Source organism: Hyphomicrobium sp. 01T421 (assembly GCF_056398805.1).
The window spans coordinates 382,635-402,189 of the sequence record NZ_JBFTQC010000002.1 but is presented as its reverse complement, the minus strand read 5'-3'; the positions used below and the strand labels follow the sequence as shown (position 1 = coordinate 402,189).

The following is a 19,555-nucleotide window of genomic DNA, read 5'->3' as shown; positions in this document are numbered from 1 at the left end:
TTTGGCGGCGCTCGCACTCGGCGCGGGCACCTCTGTTGCGCTGATCTATCCCATCACCTTCGCACAGAACCTTGAGGGAGGTGCAATTCACTCCGGCATCGCTACCCTCAGTGCTGGTAGGAGCATTGGTTTACACGGTTGCGTTTGGCACCTTGCGTGTTGAGCCGCAACTTTCACGGATGCCAGATTACATCACAAATGTCGGGCGCCAATCGCGGCGTCCGGATCCCTACCCTTCCTCTTTTCGATTTTATAACCCCGCTCACGTTAGCGGCTTAATGAGCGGAGCTTGCGTTTGGGCGTGTGGTTTGACTTCTTGCTTTTTGCCGTAACGCTAGCCTGTATCGCCGTATTGAAGTATCGCGCAATAGCGGCTGCCATCATAGGTCCGAGCGCCATTATTGCCGGCTCATTCTTCTTCGTAGGTGGGGCCTGGGCGGGAGAACGCGTACACATTGACGGTCAGCACCTCGGCGCGCTGTGGATCGTTCCGTTTGTAGGCCTTTTGTTGTCGATCGCCATTGTGCCCCTGACGCATCCGCGCTTTTGGCATCACAACTTCGGAAAGATAGCAGCGGCCTGGGCGCTCGCTTTTCTTTTGCCCAGCTCGCTCGTCTTCGGTCTCACTTCAACGCTCTACGAACTCGCTCACACTCTGTTGCTCGAGTATATTCCATTCGTGGTCCTGCTTCTCGCCCTCTTCACTGTGGCCGGAGGCGTACTGGTGAAGGGGAACCTCCACGGCTCGCCGGCTCTCAATACGAGCATTCTCGGAATTGGGGCACTCATCGCCGGGGTAGCCGGAACAACCGGTGCAGCTATGCTCCTTATCCGTCCGGTTATTCGAGCTAACGACAACCGACTTCACAATGTGCACGTCATCATCTTCTTCATCTTCATCGTTGGGAATATGGGTGGCGCACTGACGCCCCTCGGAGACCCTCCTCTGTTTCTTGGCTTCCTGAAGGGGGTTGGTTTTTTCTGGCCGACCGTCCATCTCTTTGGCCCCTGGCTCGTCGTCGTGTCGGCATTGCTCGCCGTTTTCTTCGTCCTCGACACACATCTCTTTCGGCTCGACAAGAGAAACCCTCCCAAGCCAGATCCTACTCTCGACAGCAGGCTGAGCATTGCGGGATGGATCAATATTGCGCTGCTCGCCGGTATCTTGCTCGTGGTGTTGGCTAGCGGTCTGTGGAGGCCGGCAGTTGGTCTGAACATCTTCGGCGTCGAGATTGGGCTACAAGATCTACTACGTGATGTCGTACTCCTGCTGATCACTTGGTGCTCGTGGGCAAGCACTTCAGAGGATATTCGCGCTGGCAATGACTTCAGCTGGGCCCCGATCGTCGAGGTTACAAAGCTGTTTGGCGGCATCTTCATCACCCTTATCCCGGCGATCATCATCCTGAAGGCCGGTAGTGCGGGTGCGCTCGCACCAGTCATACGCCTCGCAATGGACGAGGCCGGTCAGCCAAACAACGTCATGTATTTCTGGCTTGCAGGTGGTCTGTCGAGCATTCTCGACAATGCCCCAACCTACCTTGTGTTCTTCAATATGGCAGGTGGAGATCCTGCCCTCCTCACTGGCCCTTTGCGCACTACACTAGAGGCAATCTCCGTGGGCGCAGTGTTTATGGGTGCGAATACCTACATCGGCAATGCTCCCAATTTGATGGTCAAGGCCATCGCCGAGAGCCAAGGAATCCGAATGCCAAGCTTCTTTGGCTATATGGCTTGGTCGGGGGCCATTCTCGTCCCTTGCTTCTTGCTGCTCACATGGCTCTTCTTCCTATGACTTCAGTTGCACGCTGAGTCGAAAGGTGAGAACCGTCGTTACGACCGGTGACCTTCATTAGTGACTATCCAGCGAATGACCGCGACCATGGTGAGGTCTATGATCCAAAGGACGCGCAGCGACGTAGCGCAAGAAGGACGACATGAATGACATCCTGGTCGTCGGCATTCACTGGATTCGCCAGCAAGTAATTTGAAATCACGACGCTGCGGAGCCGGCCAGTCTCCCGCTTAGCCACTAAGGACGCCGAAGCGCATTTCTGCAGCTTACTTGGATTTGCAGACCCGATGTCCCATACAGCATCCTTTTCCCCCGAAGTGATCCAGCGCATGACCGACGTCTACAGACGCGCGGCCTAGGTACTCAAGCTTGACCGGGCGCGCGAGCGCAACCGTCTTGTCGTCTATATTCCGTCCGTCGATGACGCGCACCGGATGCGCGACCGTGCCGTGCGCATGTATAGACGGGCGGCAATGCTCGATGGGCTTCCCCTCGCCAGCACCAGGGCCTCTTCCGACCTCGACTCTCGGTCTGACGAAAGCGCGGCAGAGTCACCTCCCTCGGTAGTGGAGCGGCATGTTCCCGATTAGGCGGTCACCCACGCGAACGCCGGAATGATTTTTGTTGTTGGCCCTTTGCGTCAATTGGTGGTTGTCTGCTTTCGGTGGTCTTGCCGACGTAACCGCAGCACACTTGACCTAGCGTGACGGCGGACGAAGGAAGGTCCGTTTTCTCGGCGAAGCGGAAGTGCCCGGTCGCCAGTCAGCTCCATAACCATTGATGCCTAATATCAACACCGAATGAGGAGGTGTTGGCGATGGCTGGGTTGACTGCAAAGCAAGAGCGGTTCGTTGAAGAATTTCTGCTGGACTTAAACGCTAAGCAGGCAGCTATCCGCGCGGGCTATGCTCATAATAGCGCAGAGGTGCAGGGTTCCAGATTGCTAAGCAATGCTAATGTGTCTGTTGAAATCGAACGACGCCGCGGTGAGCGTTCCGAAAAATTGAACATTGACGCCGTTTGGGTGCTCAAGCGTCTCTCAGACGAAGCAAAAGCGGATATTGCTGACCTTTACGACAAGAACACAGGTGCACTCCTGCCGGTGCACGAGTGGCCGTTGATCTGGCGTCAAGGGCTCGTCCAGAGCATCGAGTCCAAAGAGCTATTTGAGGGCAAGGGCGATGACCGCGAGCACATCGGGCGAGTACGTAAGATCAAGCTCGACAACCGCGTGCGCCGCCTTGAATTGATCGGCAAACACGTCCAGGTCAATGCTTTCCAGGATCAGGTGCACGTCCAAGGCATCGACGGTCTAGCGGAGCGGCTTGCACGAGCACACAAAAGGATGGCTTAGGGCGCGAGCTTTACCGGGAGCCCAGCGCCCGCAGCGTTATGGCGCAACAGCGGCGCGAGGCACCACGGCGGAACTAATCTTTCGTCTGCCTACGCGTCTGGTTCGATCGATATTACGGACCTCACTTTTCTGTTGAATTTCGGTGGCGAGTAGCGGCACCGAATGCAGTTCTCTAACAGCTTGGAAATACGGCCCAGGAGTAGGACTCTCGCTGGCGCCTCTGAGGCCTTCCGCCGGCGCGGACTTCATCCGAACATACAGCCGCGGGCCTTAAGGGAGACGCGCGGCGTTATGGAACAGTTCGCTCGCGAGGCGAAGCTTATGGAAGGCCTGGATCCGAATGCGGATGTGCGTTGCCATTCCAATCTGCGGAGCAGCAGAGCATGTCAGCGCTCGTCAGATGCTCATTGCAATTGCTGGGACGGCTTCCGTCCGCCTCGCAAGGCGCCGAGTTCGAGCAGCCGGACGACGGAAAATTTCAAACCTGAGACGCGACCTGCGAAGCATCGAAATTGACGCTGCTGCTTACCCTGCGCTTACCCGAACAGAGTGAAGCGCGCGGCCCCGGATTAGGTACAGAAGAAACCGCTTTATAATCGGATGTTTTTGGTGGAGCCGAGGGGGATCGAACCCCTGACCTCTGCAGTGCGATTGCAGCGCTCTCCCATCTGAGCTACGGCCCCAATGGTCGGGCATTTAAAATTTGGCCTCGTTCATTGTCAAGAAAGCGCGTCGTGCGGAGCCCGCTCGCGACGCCGTAATTGCCCCTGCCTACCGGCCAAGTCCCAAGCAAGCGGGATCAACTACTTGCGGCGCACTGGTCGTCAGGGCTACATGGCGCAACAGTCGACAACTGCGGGACGACGAATGCTCGAGCTTCTGGGTTTTATCAGTTATCTCATCACTCTTTATACGTACATCATCATCGCCGTGGTGATCGTCAGCTGGCTCATGGCGTTTGGGGTTATCAACGCCTACAACCCCATGGTGCGTTCGATCTGGCAGGGGTTGAATGCGGTGACGGAACCGTTGCTGCGGCCCATCCGGAACGCGCTTCCCAACTTGGGCGGTCTCGATATTTCGCCCGTTATTCTGTTGCTGCTCTGCTATTTCATCCAGACGGTCGTTCTTCCGAATATCGCCAAGGCGGTCGTGTGATCAGCCGCCTGGCGTCCCAGCCGCCGGCTCGCAAGGCCTGGCGGCATGGGAGCGCGTGCGTCATTGCGCACTTTCGGCTGACGCCGAAATCTTCCAAAGAGGCGATTGACGGGATCGTCGAAACCCCCGACGGTCCGGCCTTTCAGGCGCGTGTCCGCGCACTTCCCGAGGATGGAGCCGCCAACAGGGCGCTCGAAGAGCTGGCCGCCCGGTGGCTCGGAGTGACCAAGAGCTCGGTTTCGCTCGCAACGGGGGGCAAGTCGCGGCTCAAATCCTTGAAGATTTCCGGTGATCCGGAGACGCTTGAACGGCTACTGCAAGAACGAACAAACGTATTGAGAAAATAGGCGAACCAGGAGGAAAGACGGGAATGTCCGTGGCGCACATCATCGATGGGAAAGAGATTGCGGCGAAGGTCCGCGCTGAAGTGGCGTCCGAGGTCGCGCGTCTTCAGAAAGAACATGGCCTGAAGCCCGGACTTGCCGTCGTGCTTGTCGGCGAAGATCCGGCCAGCAGGGTCTACGTTGCGAACAAGGCCAAGCAGACCGTCGAAGTCGGCATGAACTCTTGGGAGCATCGCCTTCCGGCTGAAACGCCCGAGGCCGACGTGCTGGCGCTCGTTCAGAAGCTCAACGACGATCCGTCCTGCCATGGCATTCTCGTGCAGCTGCCGCTGCCGAAGCACATCAACGCCGAGAAGGTGCTGAACCTCATCAGCCCCGACAAGGATGTCGACGGGTTCCATCCCGTGAACGTCGGCCGGCTTTGGGTTGGCGAACGCGCACTCGTCCCGTGCACGCCGACCGGCTCGGTCATCCTCGCGAAGAGCGTGCTGCGGAACCTCTCGGGCCTCAACGCCGTCGTCATCGGCCGGTCGAACATCGTCGGCAAGCCGGTCGCGGCGTTGCTGCTCAGGGAAAACTGCACGGTGACGATCGCCCACTCGCGCACGAAGAACATTGAAGACGTCGTTCGTGGAGCCGATCTCGTTATCGCCGCCGTCGGCATTCCGGAGATGGTCAAGGGAAGCTGGATCAAGCCGGGCGCGACCATCATCGATGTCGGCATCAATCGCGTTCCGTCGGACAACGGAAAGACGAAGATCGTCGGCGACGTTGCCTACGAAGAGTGCGCGAAAATCGCAGGCGCGATTACGCCGGTTCCCGGTGGCGTTGGCCCCATGACGATCGCGTGCCTATTGCGGAATTCCGCTCAGGCCGCCGCGATGCAGGCCGGCGTCAAGTCTGCTTTCGGCTGAGCCGACACGTTAAAGTCCGTGGCCCAAGTCAGTGAATTGTGCGCCGGGACCTTCGTGTCCCGGCGTTTTTCGTTGATCGCCAGCGGCGCGTTTCAACGCACTCTTCGCAGGCGTAGTGGCCGCGAATGCGGGTCTTGAAATATTCCGCGACGGAGGCCGCGTTGACGAGGCCCTCGTATTCCCGGCCCGGCACTTCGAAGTAGGTGATGCAGCTGCCGTTCGAAAAAACGATGTCCAACTTCCGGCTTGCAGCGTCGTATTCAGCGGCATGAATAACCGACGATTTCCGAAACTCCATTTTCTTCACCATTCTCGACTTCACTATACTCTGACTTGCCGCAGCGTCTCCCCTCGATAGCTCAGGGCTTCCGCTACATGAGCGCGGGCCACGGTCTCACAACTCTCCAGGTCCGCTATGGTTCGAGCGACCTTGAGCGTGCGGTGAAAGCCTCGCGCCGATAATCCAAGGGTTCCCGCCGCATGGCGGAGCAGCGCCACACCCGCTTCGTCGGGCGTCGCCGTTTGTTCGAGAAGCGTTGCCGAGCAATCGGCATTCGTGCGGACACCTTTTGCGCCCAGCGCCGCGAACCGCGTGCGTTGTCGATCGCGAGCCGCGGCGACGCGAGAGCGGACTTCGGCGCTTCCTTCGGACGGCGCGGGCAAAACGAGATCAGCCGCTGATATCGCGGGGACCTCAATCTGCAGATCGATGCGATCCAGCAGCGGCCCAGACACGCGCGCCTGATAATCGCCAACGCAGCGCGGACCGCGGCGGCATGGTTCGCCGGGATTGCTGCCTCCGCATTTGCACGGGTTCATCGCTGCGATCAGCTGAATGCGGGACGGGTAAGCAATACGGTGGTTCGCCCGGGCGATGACCGTCTCGCCCGATTCCAACGGCTGGCGCAACGCGTCGAGCACGTTCGGCTGGAACTCGGGCAGCTCATCGAGGAAGAGGACGCCATGATGCGCAAGCGAGACCTCGCCGGGCCTTGGCCGCGAGCCGCCGCCAACGAGCGACGCCATGCTCGCCGAGTGATGCGGCGCGCGAAACGGCCGCTCGACCGTGAGCTTGCCGCCAACGAGTTCGCCCGCGAGCGAATGCACCATCGAGACTTCGAGTATCTCTTCGGGTTGTAGGTGCGGGAGGATCGACGGCAGGCGCGAGGCCAGCATCGATTTGCCGGAGCCGGGCGGCCCGATCATCAGCAGGTTGTGGTTGCCTGCAGCCGCGATCTCCAAGACGCGCTTGGCCGTTTCCTGGCCTTTGATATCGCGGAGGTCGACGGCGTAGCTCTGGGTCGGGAGGACGTTAGGCTCGGGCCGGGACAGCGTCTGTGTGCCCTTGAAGTGATTTACGAGCGACAGGAGATGCGGCGCGGCCAGGATCGCGAGGTCTTCGCTGGCCCAGGCCGCTTCGGGGCCCGAGGCTGCGGGGCAGATGAGGCCCTTGCCGATGGCGTTGGCGCCCATCGCAGCGGGCAGCGTGCCCGGCACGGCGCGTATCGAGCCGTCCAGCGCCAGTTCGCCGATGGCGGCATAGCCTGCGATGGCATCCGGCGCGATCGCCTCCATCGCGCACATCATCGCGAGCACGATGGGCAAATCGAAATGGCTGCCTTCCTTCGGCAGGTCGGCGGGCGCGAGGTTGACGGTGATGTGCTTGAACGGGAGCCCGAGGCCGACGGCGTGGAGGGCGTTGCGGACGCGCTCGCGGCTTTCGGCGACCGCCTTGTCGGGCAAGCCGACGATGGCGAAGGCGGCGGCTCCAGGCGTCACGCGGACCTGCACTTCGACAGGCCGTGCCTCTATGCCGATGAACGCGAGCGTGGAGATCTGACCGTACATGTTGCTCCCCCAAGGGGAGCTAATCAGCGGGCTGAGATAAAGTCAAGAACGAATGGGGAACACACGAAATGAACGAAACAGTCCATCAGAATTGAGTTCAATGAATCGAAAACGGAATCAAAATCAATGGGTTGCTCAACTAATTGATTCATAACGACTTATCTTGCCGCAGATGCGAAAATAAGCTACTTTGCAGCCGCTGGTGCGAAACGCTGGAACTATCCGAAGCTGCGGCTGACTGCGGCTCCTAGAGGGAATGACAGCCGGAATGGTTGTCTATCAACCCTCTGGAAGAATCGGACCAGGGCGCACCAGCTTTTCGTCATCATAGCCGAACATCCGAAACAGCTTTTCTTGGCCAGCGCTCAGATTGGCTTCCCAAAGATTCCAAGGCAGACCAGTGACGCCCCATCCGGCGATGCGTCGGTCTTTTCCTTTCCGTGCGATTCGCCCACCGAGATTTGAGACAAACCGGGTGTCGCAAGAGTGAAACCGTCGCTCGTCGACTGCTCTCGAGAATGAACCGCTTATTATGTCAGCAATCTGCAACCCTGCGACGTTGCTCGCCGGCGCGGTCGTAATCAGATCCAAATCTACGACCGGCCAGGCTAGATTGCGTGGCAGCGTGTTAGTACCGGAAGCAAGATTTCTCCGGTCTTTCTCGAGGTATGTTTTAAACCGATCTAAGTAGAATCCACCGCGCTGCGCGATCGTGATTTCCACCGGCCGAGCCTCACCGTAATCGCGGTGGCTTCGCGCGAGGCACCACTCCGTCGCTCGCTCCAGGAGAACTTTTAGAACCATCTGGGAGTACCACAGCTTCCGCCTCGGCTCGATCGAAAAGCTAGTGGCGTCATCTGAATAGACTCGCAAATCCGCGGCTCGCTCAGCGCGCACATTACGATAGTTGAGCATGTTGCCCTTATGAGAAATCAGAGTGAAGCATCGAAGGGGCAACTTGCCGATAAATCGGGTCGCCCAAAGCTTCGTCCGCTCATCGAGGTCGGTAAAATGCAGCGGCTGTCCGCGCCAATGCCGTCGTTGCTGGTTGATCCGATGTACCCATTCGGGAAGATCAGGCTCGCGCCGAGCTGCAACCACAACAGCAGAAACAATGAAAAATTCTGACGCAGCAGCCTTGAGTGCTTGGTCGCCAAATTCATCGCTGAAAATGTGGTAAGCTGGCGGTGCGATATGATCACCCCTTCGTCATCACCAGCGTCATGCCGATCAGGGATGAATTCGTGAACTGAATTTCGACAGCCTGCTTATCGTTGTTGACGACGATGTCCATGTTGGCGGCGACGTCGCTGCCCTGGATGACGACGTGAAAGCCTTTCGGCGTAACGTCGCCGATCAGGTCGCCCTCGAAATTGTGGATCGTCTCTTTCCAGTGTCCCGTCAGCTTGCCGCCCGTTTCCTTCACATTGCTGACGATCTCGACGGCACCGCCGGCCGTGGCACAGCGGATCGTCTGCTTCAGCTCGTCCTCGGTGTCCGTCAACAGGTAGGTCGCGCGGCATTTGATTTTTTCGGTCGGGCTCGCTTTGTAGCCAATCATACCGATGCCCGACCACCGTCCGAGAAGCGGTGCGAACGGTGAGGCGGTAACGGCCTGCGCTTCATTCCATGGCAACGCGGGGGCAACGAACAAAAGCGCCGCGAGCGCGCTTACGATCGTGATCGATCTCATCGTGAATTGGCCTTTCATCGTCTTGATATCGATACGCGCGTTCATGCTTGCGATTTTCTCTTGTCTTCGATGACGTCCCAGATCATCGCGGCGATGTCGTTGCCGCCGAACTTCTTCACCTGGCGAATGCCCGTCGGGGACGTGACGTTGATTTCGGTGATAAACGGGCCGATCACGTCGATGCCGGTGAAGATCAGTCCGCGGCGTTTCAATTCGGGCTTGAGGCGCGCGCAGATCTCGCGGTCGCGGTCGTTTAATTCGACGGGCACGGCGGTGCCTCCGACGTGCAGGTTCGAACGCGTTTCTCCGGCTTGGGGAACGCGGTTGATCGCGCCTGCGATTTCGCCATCGACCAGGATGATGCGCTTGTCGCCTTCCTTCACCTCGGCGCGGAATTCCTGCACCATGAAGGGCTCGCGGAACACTGTTTGAAAGAGTTCGACGAGGGAGCCTAGATTTCCGTCCTCCGGCCTGATGCGGAACACGGCGGCGCCGCCGTTGCCGTAGAGCGGCTTGACGATGATGTCCTTATACTCAGTGCGGAACGCCTGCACGTCGGCGAGCGAGCGCGTGACGAGCGTCGGCGGCATCAGGTCGAGGAAATCCAGGACGAACAGTTTTTCCGGCGCGTTGCGCACGCTCGCCGGGTCATTGACGACGAGCGTTTTCGGGTGGATGCGTTCGAGAAGATGGGTCGTGGTGATGTAGGCCATGTCGAACGGCGGGTCTTGCCGCAGTAGGACGACATCGAGGTCGCCCAGGTTTTCGGTGCGCGGATTTGAAAGCGCGAAATGCGCGCCGTGCTTGTCTTCGACCTTCAGCGACTGGCCGCGGGCGAGAAGCTTGTCGCCGTGCAAGGCCAGATCGAGCGGCGTGTAATAGAAAATGTCGTGTCCACGCTTCTGCGCTTCGAGGAGGATGGCGAACGTTGAATCGCCGCTGATGTCGATGCGATCAATCGGGTCCATCTGGACGGCAATGCGAAGAGGCATAAAAGACTTTCGTACGTGGTGTTGAGATCGGTGAAGCCGCGAGGCTCTCATCGTCGTTTAGACGATTTGCGCACCGGGCGGAATGATTGGAAACGCTCTCGCCAGTAAGCGCCGCGGCTTATGGCAAACATGCCGCACACGTATTCGAAAGGCGGCGCCAAATCAGAGCCGGATCATAGGAAATTATAGGGGTCGATATCGACGGTGATCCGGACATCGGATTTGAGTTTTGGAATCATTCCAGCCCACGCACGCAGATAGCTTTGCAAATCGACATCGCGCGGCGCTTTCACGAGAAGCCGCCAGCGATGGCGGCCGCGGACGACGGCGATCGGGGCTTCAGAGGGGCCGAGCACCGAAATCATTTCGCTAGGAGGCGCACGGCGCGCAATTTCGCAGGCGACTTGCTCGGTCAGCGCTTTGTCGCGTGCTGAGACAATGATTGCCGCCAACCGGCCATAGGGCGGCAGGAGGCCAGCCTGGCGCGTCTTGACCTCGTAGTTCAGGAAGGCGTTGCGGTCGCCGGCGACGATTGCTGTCATCACCGGGTGGTCAGGCGAATAGGTTTGCACGAAGCCGCGGCCGACGAAGCTCGTTCGCCCGGCGCGGCCCGTCACCTGATGCAAAAGCTGGAACGTGCGCTCGGCGGAACGCGGGTCGGCTCCGTGTGCCAGCCCCAAATCGCCGTCGACAACGCCGACGAGGGCGAGGCCCGGGAAGTTATGGCCCTTCGCAACGATCTGCGTGCCGATGATAATGTCGAACTCGCGGGCTTCGATGCCGCGGATCATCTCGCGCATCTCGGGCAATCCGGGAATGAGATCGGACGAGAGCAGCGCGACGCGCGCGTCAGGGAAACGCTCGGCGACTTCTTCCTGGACGCGCTCGACACCCGGGCCGCAGGCAACAAGCGAACCGGGTGCTGCACACTTCGGGCATTTCTCCGGAAGCGACAGCGAGAAGCCGCAGTGGTGACAGGTCAGCTTTTTCTTGAAGCGATGCTCGACAAGCCAAGCTGTGCATTGCGGGCATTCGAGGCGGTGGCCGCAGGATCGGCACAAGGTCAGCGGCGCGTATCCACGCCTATTCAGAAACAGTAGTGATTGCTGGCCTTTTTCGAGCGTCTCGGTCATCGACGCAACAAGACGCTCGGCCAGCCATTTGCCCGGCACCAGCTTTTCGGAGCGAAGATCGATCGCCGATACGTCCGGCATATCGACACCCGAGAAGCGGCCCGGAAGCACGGCATGTCGATACCGGCCGATCAGCGCATTCACGTGGCTCTCGATCGACGGCGTCGCGGAGGCGAGGATGACGGGGAATTTTCCGAGGTTGCCGCGGACGACAGCCATATCGCGCCCTTGATAGTGGACGCGGTCATCCTGCTTGAAACCCTGGTCATGCTCTTCGTCGACGACGATGAGGCCCAGCTCGCAGAACGGTAGGAACAGTGCCGAGCGCGCGCCGACGACGCAGCGGACGTCTCCGCGTGCGACGCCTTTCCAGATGCGGCCGCGTTCGGCTGGGCTGAGTGCTGAATGCCATTCGACGGGTGGCGCGCCGAAGCGGCGGGCGAAGCGGTCGAGGAATTGGCTGGTCAGCGCAATTTCGGGGAGCAGAATGAGGGTTTGGCCGCCCGCTTCGAGCGCACGCGCAACGGCTTCGAAGTAGACCTCGGTTTTGCCCGAGCCGGTGACGCCGTCGAGCAAGGTGACAGAGAAATTATGGGCATCGACCGCGCTGCGCAGGCTTTCGACAGCACGCGTCTGATCGGCGGTGAAGCCTGTCGTGCCGTGTTGCGGCTCTGGCCGCGGAAAGACCCGCTCGGGAATAGCGACTTCGACGAGCATCCCGGCCGCGGCGAGACCATCGACCACGCCCGTCGAACAGCCGGCGAGATTTGCGAGATCGGATTTCGCACGGACAAGGCCGTCGGCTGCGATCTCGAGGACGCGGGTGCGCGCCTGGGTCATTTTCGGCGGCGGGGTGGCACCTTCGACGATACAAACGCCGAAACGGTGTTTAGGGGGCTCGAACGCGGCGTCGGCGCTCATCATCATGCGCGCGACCATGCCGAGCGGCGCCAAGGTGTAGCGTGCGACCCATTCGGCGAAGCGCATCGAAATTTCGGGCAGGCACGGTGCGTCAATGCGGCTCGTCAGTGCCTTGAGCTTCTTCGGATCGACGGGTTTACCCTCGCCGCGCGGACTATCCCAAATGATCCCTATGCGCGTCTGCGGCCCAAACGGCACCAGCACGAACGCGCCAGGTGCGGCGTCCATGCCTTCCGGCACGAGATAGTCGTAGGTCTGGTCGAGCGCCACAGGCATGAGCACAGGCACGCTGCGGGCGGCCTCGACGGCGCTGTTATCCAGAATTTGAAGCAGGCTATCCAAAGGGGCGTTCAACGGACTAGAAGCTTCCTCCGAGAATCGGTCGTGCTAGGTTTGCCGGGAAGTTGCGGCGCACCAAAGGCAGGGCCAAGACTTAAGGACGAGGTGAGGAGAAAGAAATGAAATTCTTCGTCGATACCGCCGACGTGACCGAGATCAAAGAGTTGGCGGCGACGGGCTTGCTGGACGGCGTTACGACGAACCCGTCACTTGTTGCCAAAGCCGGCCGCGACTTCAAGGAAATCGTCAAAGAGATCTGCGCGGTGGTGCCGGGTCCCGTATCTGCGGAGGTCGCCGCGACCGACTACGCCGGCATGATGCTGGAAGCTGAAGTGCTGCGGAAGATCGCGAAGAACGTGACCATCAAGGTCCCGCTGACGCTTGACGGTCTCAAAGCCTGCAAAGCTCTGACGGGCGACGGCACGATGGTGAACGTTACGCTGTGCTTCTCGGCCAACCAGGCGTTGCTCGCGGCTAAGGCCGGGGCGACGTTCGTTTCGCCGTTCATCGGGCGTCTCGACGACATCGGTCTCAACGGCATGGACGTCATTCGCGAAATCCGCACGATCTACGACAACTACCCGGATCTCTCGACCGACATTCTCGCAGCATCGATCCGGACGGTGAACCATGTGAAAGAGGCGGCCCTCATCGGCGCCGACGTCGCGACCATTCCGCCGAGCATTCTGAAGGCGCTGGTGAAACATCCGCTTACGGATGCCGGTCTCGTCACCTTCGTCAACGACTGGAAGAAGACCGGACAAACGATCGTGTGAGGCGGGCACGGCAAAGTGCGAGCACGGACCTTATCCAACGATCTGATCGGACGCTTCGCACACATCGTCGGCGATGCGAACGCGTTGACGCGCGCCGAGGACCAAGCCGGATATCTCACCGAATGGCGGGACCGCTACACCGGTAAGACGCCGGTCGTTCTGCGTCCGGGTTCGACGGAGGAGGTTTCGCGCATCCTCGCGCTTGCCTATGCCGAAAACGTCGCTGTCGTTCCGCAAGGCGGCAACACGGGGTTGGTCGGCGGACAGATCCCATCGGCCGAGGGTAATGAGATCGTGCTGTCGCTCGGCCGTCTCAAAGCCGTTCGGGACGTCGAGGCGGCTGGCGGGACGATGGTCGTCGAAGCTGGTGTCACGCTGCACGCGGCGCAGATCGCGGCCAACGAAGCCGGGCGCATCTTCCCGCTGAGCCTCGCGTCGGAAGGCAGCGCGCAAATTGGCGGCGTGCTGGCGACCAATGCGGGCGGCACCGCGGTTCTCGCATATGGAAATGCGCGCAGCCTGACGCTCGGTCTTGAAGCCGTTCTTGCGGACGGCCGCGTTTGGCATGGCTTGCGGCGGCTCAAGAAGGACAACACCGGTTACGACCTGCGCGATCTTCTGATCGGCTCGGAGGGTACGCTCGGCATTATCACGGCGGCTTGCGTGAAGCTCTTTCCGACGCCGGCGGAACGCGAGACGGCGATCGTCGCGCTGCAATCGCCGAAGCATGCGCTCCGGCTCTTTCGGATGGCTGAAGCGGAGGCTGGAGGATCGCTGACTGCATTCGAGTTCTGGGCGCATCGCGCGCAAGAGTTCGCGCTGAGCTACGTTCCCGGTCTGCGCGACCCCTTCACGGACGCTTATCCTTGGTATGCGCTGATCGAGCTCTCGCATGGCGGGACCGGGGCGCGCGTCGCTAATACCATCGAACGAATGCTGACGAATGCGCATTCGAAGGGACTGATCCTCGACGCCGCCATTACGCGATCGCTCCGGCAGGCGGAGGATTTCTGGCGCTTACGCGACGGCTTTTCCGAAGCGCAAAAGGGCGCGGGTGGAAGCATCAAGCACGATATCTCGGTGCCGGTTGCGCGCATTCCGGAGTTTCTCGAACGCGCTGCCGCCGTCGTCGAGGATATTTGCCCAGGTGCGCGGCCGGTTCCGTTCGGACACTTCGGTGATGGCAACCTGCATTACAACGTCAGCCAACCCGAGGGGATGGATCGCGCTCAGTATCTCGCGCTTTGGGATACGATGTCGGAGGCGATCTTCGCGCTCATTGCGGAACTCGACGGTTCGATTTCGGCCGAGCACGGGATTGGGCAAATGAAGCGGGACGCTCTCGTCCGCCATAAGTCCGCGGTCGAGATCGACATGATGCGCGCCATCAAGCGTGCGCTCGATCCCAAGGGGATCCTCAATCCGGGTAAGTTGCTTTAGCGAAGCATCGCGTTATCGTTTGATTAACCAACGCGGGTAACGTTCGGAGGCATGTGCCGAGCACCGGCATGGGGAACAGCCATTGGCGCAATCGCTCGACGAAGTATTGGCCGCGGATACCGAGCTGCCGCTCAGCGACGATCTCAAGAGCGTCATCGTGGCGTGGCTCGATCATCTCGTCGTGGAGCGCGGGCAGAGTGCGGCAACGCGCGAGGCCTATGAGCGCGATGCTCGCCAGTTCCTTGCATTCCTCAAGACGAAACTGGGTCATCCGCCGTGTCTTGGCGATCTCGAACGGCTGGACGCAAAGACGATACGGGCTTTCCTCGCCGGGCGTCGTAAGGCAGGCGTGACGTCGCGGTCGCTCGCACGGTCGCTATCGGCACTGCGCACGTTGTTCCGCTGGATGGAGCGCGAGGAAACTTTGAAAAACCGCGCGATCTTGCAAGTCGCAGCACCGAAGATCCCGCATTCCATTCCGAAGCCTCTGACCGTTCAGGGCGCAGCCTCGCTCATCGAGCGCGACGGCGGCGACGCTGAGGACTGGATCACAGCCCGCGACGTCGCGGTCATGCTGTTGCTCTATGGATCGGGGCTGCGCATCAGCGAAGCCTTGAGCCTCATGCCACGCACGGCGCCGATCGACGGGCGCGATATCATGCACGTGACCGGCAAGGGCGGTAAGCAGCGGCTGGTCCCAGCGCTCGCCGTCGTCTCCGAGGCGATCTCCAAATATATGCGGCTTTGTCCTTATCCACTTGAACCGGACAAGCCGCTCTTTCGCGGGGCCCGGGGCGGACCGTTGTCGCCGCGTTTGATCCAGCTCGCGATGGAGAAGTTGCGCTTCGAACTTCAGTTGCCGGATACGGCGACGCCGCATGCGCTGCGGCACTCCTTCGCGACGCACCTGCTTTCGGCAGGCGCGGATTTACGCCAAATTCAGGAGCTTTTAGGTCACGCCTCGCTGTCCACAACGCAAGTCTATACGGAAGTGGACCGGGCGCGCTTGCTGACGGTGTACGATCAGGCCCATCCGAGAGCGTCTCGCAGTTGAAGGCCGCTCCGACTTGTTCAAGAGTATCGCCATGACGTCTTTCCGCCGGCTGAGGTTCAGCCGCCGTTCGCTTTTTGCTCTGACGGTTTTTGCTCTCGCATTCGCTGCAGGTCCCGTTGCTGCGGAGGACTCGCCAGCGCGATGTCAGGGCATCGACATGCTGGACGAGATGCAGGTCAAGCAGCCCGCGCTCTACGATAAGATCATGGCGGAAAGCAACGCGACGTCCAACGCCGAGGCCATGCTTTGGAAAGTCGAAAAGCCCGGCGTTCCGGCATCCTATTTATTCGGGACGATGCACCTCAGCGATCCGCGCATCACCGAACTTCCAGCGGCAGCGATCGACGCCATTGCGCATTCGAAGTCGGTCGCGCTTGAGGTTGCAGATCTATCTCCGGAAGCCGTGGCGGCGGCGATGGCGAAAGCCGCCGGGCTCATCGTCTATACGGACGGGTCGTCGCTCAAAAGCGCGCTTTCAGCAGACGACTACAGTAAGGTTGAGCGGGTCGTCGTCAAATCCGGCATGCCGGGAAAATTGGCGGCGATGATGAAGCCCTGGCTCGTCAGCATGCTGCTCGCGACGTCCGATTGCGAACGCAAGCAGATCGCTTCCGGCAAGGTCGTTCTCGATCTCCGCGTTGCGGCAGAGGCCAAGAAAGCCGGCATTGCTGTTACGGGATTGGAGACGATCGAGGGCCAGCTTCGTGCGCTCGCGTCCATTCCCGACGATCAGCAAGTGGCGATTTTGAAAGTCGAACTCGACACCATCGACCGCGCCGACGACATGATGGAAACGATGGTGCAGATGTACGTGAAGCGGCAGATCGGTGCGGCGATGCCGTTCCAACTGGCGCTTGCGGCCGAGAGCGGAGCGTCTCCGGACGTTTTTGATGGATTCAAGAAAGCCCTGCTGATCGACCGGAACGCGGGGATGCGCGACGCGGCGTTACCGCTGCTTGAGAAGGGCAATGCCTTCGTCGCGGTCGGCGCGCTGCATCTCCCCGGCCCGACCGGGCTCGTCACGTTGCTGCGAGAGTCGGGCTACACCGTCACGCCGGTGATGTAGCGCATCAGAGGTGGATGGCGCGCTTGGCGACGGCCAGCGCCGCTTCCTTGACGGCTTCCGAGAACGTCGGGTGAGCGTGGCAGGTGCGGGCCAGATCTTCCGCCGAGCCGCTGAACTCCATCAGGACGCAAGCTTCCGCGATCAGCTCGCCGGCATTGGCGCCGATGATGTGAACGCCGAGAACGCGATCGGTCTTGGCGTCTGCAAGGATTTTCACGAAGCCGTCGGTCATATGGATGGCTTTGGCGCGCCCATTCGCGGTGAAGGGGAACTTGCCGACATTGTAGGCGATGCCCGCTGCCTTCAATTCCTCTTCGGTCTTGCCGACGCTTGCGACCTCGGGGCTCGTGTAGATGACGTTCGGGATCACGTCGTAATTCACGTGCCCTGCCTGGCCGGCGATGATCTCCGCAACGGCGACGCCTTCGTCTTCTGCTTTATGCGCCAGCATGGGACCGGCGATGACATCGCCAATGGCGAAGACGCCTGTGACGTTCGTTTGATAGTGGCCGTCGACGAGAACGCGCTTTTTGGGATCGAGCGCAATGCCTGCTTCGGCGAGGCCCAGTCCCTCGGTGAAGGGCACCCGGCCGACGGCGACGAGAACGGCATCGGCCTCTACGGATTCAGCAGCGCCGCCTTCGGCCGGCTCGACCTTGGCCGTCACGCCGGTGTCCGACGTTTCAACGGCGGAGACTTTGCTCGACAGCCGGAACGCAATGCCCTGCTTTTCGAGGATGCGTTGGAATGATCGGCCGATCTCGGCATCCATGCCGGGCAGAATGCGGTTCAAATATTCGATGACGAGGACTTCCGAGCCGAGCCGCCGCCAAACGGAGCCCAGCTCAAGCCCGATGACGCCGGCGCCGACGACCAAGAGCTTTTTCGGCACTGTCGTAAAGTCGAGAGCGCCGGTCGATGAGACCACACGCTTTTCGTCGATTTCGATGCCGGGAAGCCGCGTCACGTCGGAGCCAGTCGCGATCACGATCCATTTCGTCTCGAGCGTCTGCGTCTCGCCGCTCGGCGACGTGACGGCGACCCGACCCGATCTGACGATGCGGCCGCTGCCGAAAACGCTGTCGATCTTGTTCTTCTTCAGCAGATAGGCGACGCCGTCGACGTTGCCTTTGACGCCTTCGCGTTTGAACGCCTGCATCTTCGCGAGGTCGAGCTTCGCGTCGGTGTTGATGCCCATCGATGCGAAGCCGTGCTTCGTCTCGTCATAGGAATGCGAGGCGTGGAGCAGGGCCTTCGACGGGATACAGCCGATATTCAAGCAGGTGCCGCCGAACGTCGCCCGCTTTTCGACGACGGCAACCTTCATTCCGAGCTGCGCTGCACGGATCGCGCAGACGTATCCGCCAGGACCGGTGCCGATAACGATGAGATCGTACTGCGCTGCCATCCCTTAAAGCTCCAGGATGAAGCGCTGCGGGTCCTCAAGGCATTCCTTGACGCGAACAAGGAAGGTGACGGCCTCCTTGCCATCGACGATGCGGTGATCGTAGGAGAGCGCAAGGTACATCATCGGCCGGACGACGACCTGGCCGGCGCGGACGACAGGGCGTTCCTCTATGCGATGCATGCCGAGAATGCCGGCCTGCGGCGCATTCAAAATCGGCGTCGACATCAGCGATCCGTAGACGCCGCCGTTCGAGATCGTGAAAGTGCCGCCCTGCATGTCCTCGATCGACAGCTTGCCGTCTCTTGCCCGCTTGCCGAACTCGTTGATGCGCTGCTCGATCTCGGCAAGGCTCATGCGATCAGCATCGCGCACGACGGGCACGACGAGGCCTTTCTCCGTCCCGACTGCGACGCCGATATGATAGTAATTCTTGTAGATGAGATCGTCGCCGTCGATCTCGGCGTTGACGGCCGGAACGTCGCGCAGTGCCTGGATGCAGGCTTTGACGAACAGCCCCATGAAGCCGAGCTTCACGCCGTGGCGCTTCTCGAAAATGTCTTTGTATTGCGAGCGAAGCGCCATCACGGCGCTCATGTCGACGTCGTTGAACGTCGTCAGCATCGCGGCCGTATTCTGCGCATCCTTTAGGCGGCGGGCGATGGTCTGGCGCAGCCTCGTCATCTTGACGCGTTCTTCGCGTGTCGCGTCGTTGCCGGGCGAGGGAAGGCGCGTATCCTGCGGGGGCACCGCCTTCAGCGCAGGCGCCGTTTGAATGGCGACGACGTTCGTCGCGGGCGCGGCGCTTAGAACCTCATGCACCTGCGGCGCGGCGGCCGGTCTCGGCGCCGATGCCGTGGCGTTGACGACATCCTCTTTCAGGATTTGTCCACGCCTTCCCGAGCCACGTATTTCTGACGCTTCGAGGCCCGCCTCGGTCATCGCCTTCTGCGCTGCCGGGGGTGGCGGAGGAGGAGCACTTGCGGCTGCGGGCGCCGGCTTTTCAGCCTCGCGCTCGGGAGCGGACGGCGCGGCCTGAGATTTTGCCTCGGGCTTTTGCGGTTGAGACGTGGCGGCGCCTTCCCTCAATGCGGCGAGAAGCGATCCGACGGCGACTGTCGATCCGGATTGAACGAGAATTTCGCCGAGCACCCCTGAGGAGGGCGCCGGGACTTCAAGTGTCACCTTGTCGGTTTCAAGCTCGACGAGCGGCTCGTCCGCGTTGACGGTATCGCCTTGCTTCTTGAACCATTTGCCCACAGTCGCTTCCGTCACGCTTTCTCCGAGCGCGGGGACGCGAATCTCGATCGACATCTGAGCCTC

General features: G+C 60.6%; 17 protein-coding genes and 1 tRNA gene. 9 read left to right on the top strand and 9 right to left on the bottom strand.

Going from position 1 to position 19,555, the window contains the following annotated elements:
* The first annotated feature begins 289 nt into the window (after nucleotides 1-289).
* On the top strand, nucleotides 290-1,795 hold the full coding sequence (locus tag AC1DK3_RS16255; RefSeq protein WP_477193289.1) for a sodium:proton antiporter: 1,506 nt from the start codon (nucleotides 290-292) through the stop codon (nucleotides 1,793-1,795).
* A gap of 817 nt (nucleotides 1,796-2,612) precedes the next feature.
* Entirely contained in the window at nucleotides 2,613-3,149 is a 537-nt protein-coding gene (locus AC1DK3_RS16250) for a terminase small subunit (protein ID WP_477193288.1), read from the top strand.
* Nucleotides 3,150-3,756: 607 nt separating this feature from the next.
* Here AC1DK3_RS16250 and AC1DK3_RS16245 read toward each other — a convergent pair.
* Nucleotides 3,757-3,832 (bottom strand) — tRNA-Ala (locus AC1DK3_RS16245).
* Between the two features lie 184 nt (nucleotides 3,833-4,016).
* Between AC1DK3_RS16245 and AC1DK3_RS16240 the strand changes: the two genes are divergently transcribed.
* The 3 genes from AC1DK3_RS16240 to folD all read left to right on the top strand — a co-directional run bounded on the left by AC1DK3_RS16240 (nucleotide 4,017) and on the right by folD (nucleotide 5,565).
* A complete protein-coding gene (locus tag AC1DK3_RS16240) occupies nucleotides 4,017-4,307 on the top strand; it encodes a YggT family protein (protein WP_477193287.1) in 291 nt (96 codons plus the stop codon).
* 62 nt (nucleotides 4,308-4,369) lie between these two features.
* Nucleotides 4,370-4,654, top strand: coding sequence for a DUF167 family protein (locus AC1DK3_RS16235; protein ID WP_477193426.1), 285 nt, complete (start codon nucleotides 4,370-4,372; stop codon nucleotides 4,652-4,654).
* Between the two features lie 23 nt (nucleotides 4,655-4,677).
* Nucleotides 4,678-5,565, top strand: a complete 888-nt coding sequence (gene folD / locus AC1DK3_RS16230) for a bifunctional methylenetetrahydrofolate dehydrogenase/methenyltetrahydrofolate cyclohydrolase FolD (protein ID WP_477193286.1) — start codon at nucleotides 4,678-4,680, stop codon at nucleotides 5,563-5,565.
* 28 nt (nucleotides 5,566-5,593) lie between these two features.
* On the opposite strand, the gene AC1DK3_RS16225 is transcribed toward folD, so the two are convergent.
* From AC1DK3_RS16225 to AC1DK3_RS16200, 6 genes are all read right to left on the bottom strand, one after another.
* Entirely contained in the window at nucleotides 5,594-5,875 is a 282-nt protein-coding gene (locus AC1DK3_RS16225) for a KTSC domain-containing protein (protein ID WP_477193285.1), read from the bottom strand.
* Nucleotides 5,876-5,886: 11 nt separating this feature from the next.
* Nucleotides 5,887-7,413, bottom strand: coding sequence for a YifB family Mg chelatase-like AAA ATPase (locus AC1DK3_RS16220; protein WP_477193284.1), 1,527 nt, complete (start codon nucleotides 7,411-7,413; stop codon nucleotides 5,887-5,889).
* A gap of 279 nt (nucleotides 7,414-7,692) precedes the next feature.
* Nucleotides 7,693-8,586 carry a DUF3800 domain-containing protein gene (locus AC1DK3_RS16215; RefSeq protein WP_477193425.1) on the bottom strand — a complete coding sequence of 298 codons (894 nt, stop codon included), beginning with the start codon at nucleotides 8,584-8,586 and terminating at the stop codon, nucleotides 7,693-7,695.
* A gap of 25 nt (nucleotides 8,587-8,611) precedes the next feature.
* Nucleotides 8,612-9,151 (bottom strand): hypothetical protein, encoded by a 540-nt coding sequence (locus AC1DK3_RS16210; protein WP_477193283.1) that lies wholly within the window; start codon nucleotides 9,149-9,151, stop codon nucleotides 8,612-8,614.
* Complete coding sequence (gshB, locus tag AC1DK3_RS16205; protein WP_477193282.1) at nucleotides 9,148-10,098, bottom strand: glutathione synthase; 951 nt, start codon at nucleotides 10,096-10,098, stop codon at nucleotides 9,148-9,150. The genes AC1DK3_RS16210 and gshB overlap by 4 nt, the downstream gene beginning before the upstream one ends.
* A gap of 173 nt (nucleotides 10,099-10,271) precedes the next feature.
* The gene (locus AC1DK3_RS16200) at nucleotides 10,272-12,506 is read right to left on the bottom strand and encodes a primosomal protein N' (RefSeq protein WP_477193281.1); all 2,235 of its coding nucleotides are present in this window, start codon (nucleotides 12,504-12,506) and stop codon (nucleotides 10,272-10,274) included.
* Between the two features lie 104 nt (nucleotides 12,507-12,610).
* On the opposite strand from AC1DK3_RS16200, the gene fsa reads away from it, so the two are divergent.
* From fsa to AC1DK3_RS16180, 4 genes are all read left to right on the top strand, one after another.
* Nucleotides 12,611-13,267 (top strand): fructose-6-phosphate aldolase, encoded by a 657-nt coding sequence (fsa, locus tag AC1DK3_RS16195; RefSeq protein ID WP_477193280.1) that lies wholly within the window; start codon nucleotides 12,611-12,613, stop codon nucleotides 13,265-13,267.
* Nucleotides 13,268-13,282: 15 nt separating this feature from the next.
* Entirely contained in the window at nucleotides 13,283-14,707 is a 1,425-nt protein-coding gene (locus AC1DK3_RS16190) for an FAD-binding oxidoreductase (protein ID WP_477193279.1), read from the top strand.
* 82 nt (nucleotides 14,708-14,789) lie between these two features.
* On the top strand, nucleotides 14,790-15,761 hold the full coding sequence (locus tag AC1DK3_RS16185) for a tyrosine recombinase XerC (protein ID WP_477193278.1): 972 nt from the start codon (nucleotides 14,790-14,792) through the stop codon (nucleotides 15,759-15,761).
* A 31-nt stretch (nucleotides 15,762-15,792) separates the two neighbouring features.
* Nucleotides 15,793-16,827, top strand: coding sequence for a TraB/GumN family protein (locus AC1DK3_RS16180; RefSeq protein ID WP_477193277.1), 1,035 nt, complete (start codon nucleotides 15,793-15,795; stop codon nucleotides 16,825-16,827).
* A 4-nt stretch (nucleotides 16,828-16,831) separates the two neighbouring features.
* Here AC1DK3_RS16180 and lpdA read toward each other — a convergent pair whose 3' ends face one another.
* Together lpdA and odhB are read right to left on the bottom strand one after the other, a co-directional pair.
* Nucleotides 16,832-18,235 carry a dihydrolipoyl dehydrogenase gene (gene lpdA, locus AC1DK3_RS16175; RefSeq protein ID WP_477193276.1) on the bottom strand — a complete coding sequence of 468 codons (1,404 nt, stop codon included), beginning with the start codon at nucleotides 18,233-18,235 and terminating at the stop codon, nucleotides 16,832-16,834.
* Nucleotides 18,236-18,238: 3 nt separating this feature from the next.
* Nucleotides 18,239-19,546, bottom strand: coding sequence for a 2-oxoglutarate dehydrogenase complex dihydrolipoyllysine-residue succinyltransferase (gene odhB / locus AC1DK3_RS16170; protein ID WP_477193275.1), 1,308 nt, complete (start codon nucleotides 19,544-19,546; stop codon nucleotides 18,239-18,241).
* Between the last annotated feature and the right edge of the window lie 9 nt (nucleotides 19,547-19,555).

What these genes read in the sequence shown, in the direction of transcription:
- AC1DK3_RS16250 (WP_477193288.1), top strand. Translation starts at nt 2,613, where the DNA reads ATGGCTGGGTTGACTGCAAAGCAAGAGCGGTTCGTTGAAGAATTTCTG.
- AC1DK3_RS16240 (WP_477193287.1), top strand. Translation starts at nt 4,017, where the DNA reads ATGCTCGAGCTTCTGGGTTTTATCAGTTATCTCATCACTCTTTATACG.
- folD (WP_477193286.1), top strand. Translation starts at nt 4,678, where the DNA reads ATGTCCGTGGCGCACATCATCGATGGGAAAGAGATTGCGGCGAAGGTC.
- AC1DK3_RS16225 (WP_477193285.1), bottom strand. Translation starts at nt 5,875, where the DNA reads ATGGTGAAGAAAATGGAGTTTCGGAAATCGTCGGTTATTCATGCCGCT.
- AC1DK3_RS16220 (WP_477193284.1), bottom strand. Translation starts at nt 7,413, where the DNA reads ATGTACGGTCAGATCTCCACGCTCGCGTTCATCGGCATAGAGGCACGG.
- AC1DK3_RS16210 (WP_477193283.1), bottom strand. Translation starts at nt 9,151, where the DNA reads ATGAACGCGCGTATCGATATCAAGACGATGAAAGGCCAATTCACGATG.
- gshB (WP_477193282.1), bottom strand. Translation starts at nt 10,098, where the DNA reads ATGCCTCTTCGCATTGCCGTCCAGATGGACCCGATTGATCGCATCGAC.
- fsa (WP_477193280.1), top strand. Translation starts at nt 12,611, where the DNA reads ATGAAATTCTTCGTCGATACCGCCGACGTGACCGAGATCAAAGAGTTG.
- AC1DK3_RS16180 (WP_477193277.1), top strand. Translation starts at nt 15,793, where the DNA reads ATGACGTCTTTCCGCCGGCTGAGGTTCAGCCGCCGTTCGCTTTTTGCT.
- lpdA (WP_477193276.1), bottom strand. Translation starts at nt 18,235, where the DNA reads ATGGCAGCGCAGTACGATCTCATCGTTATCGGCACCGGTCCTGGCGGA.
- odhB (WP_477193275.1), bottom strand. Translation starts at nt 19,546, where the DNA reads ATGTCGATCGAGATTCGCGTCCCCGCGCTCGGAGAAAGCGTGACGGAA.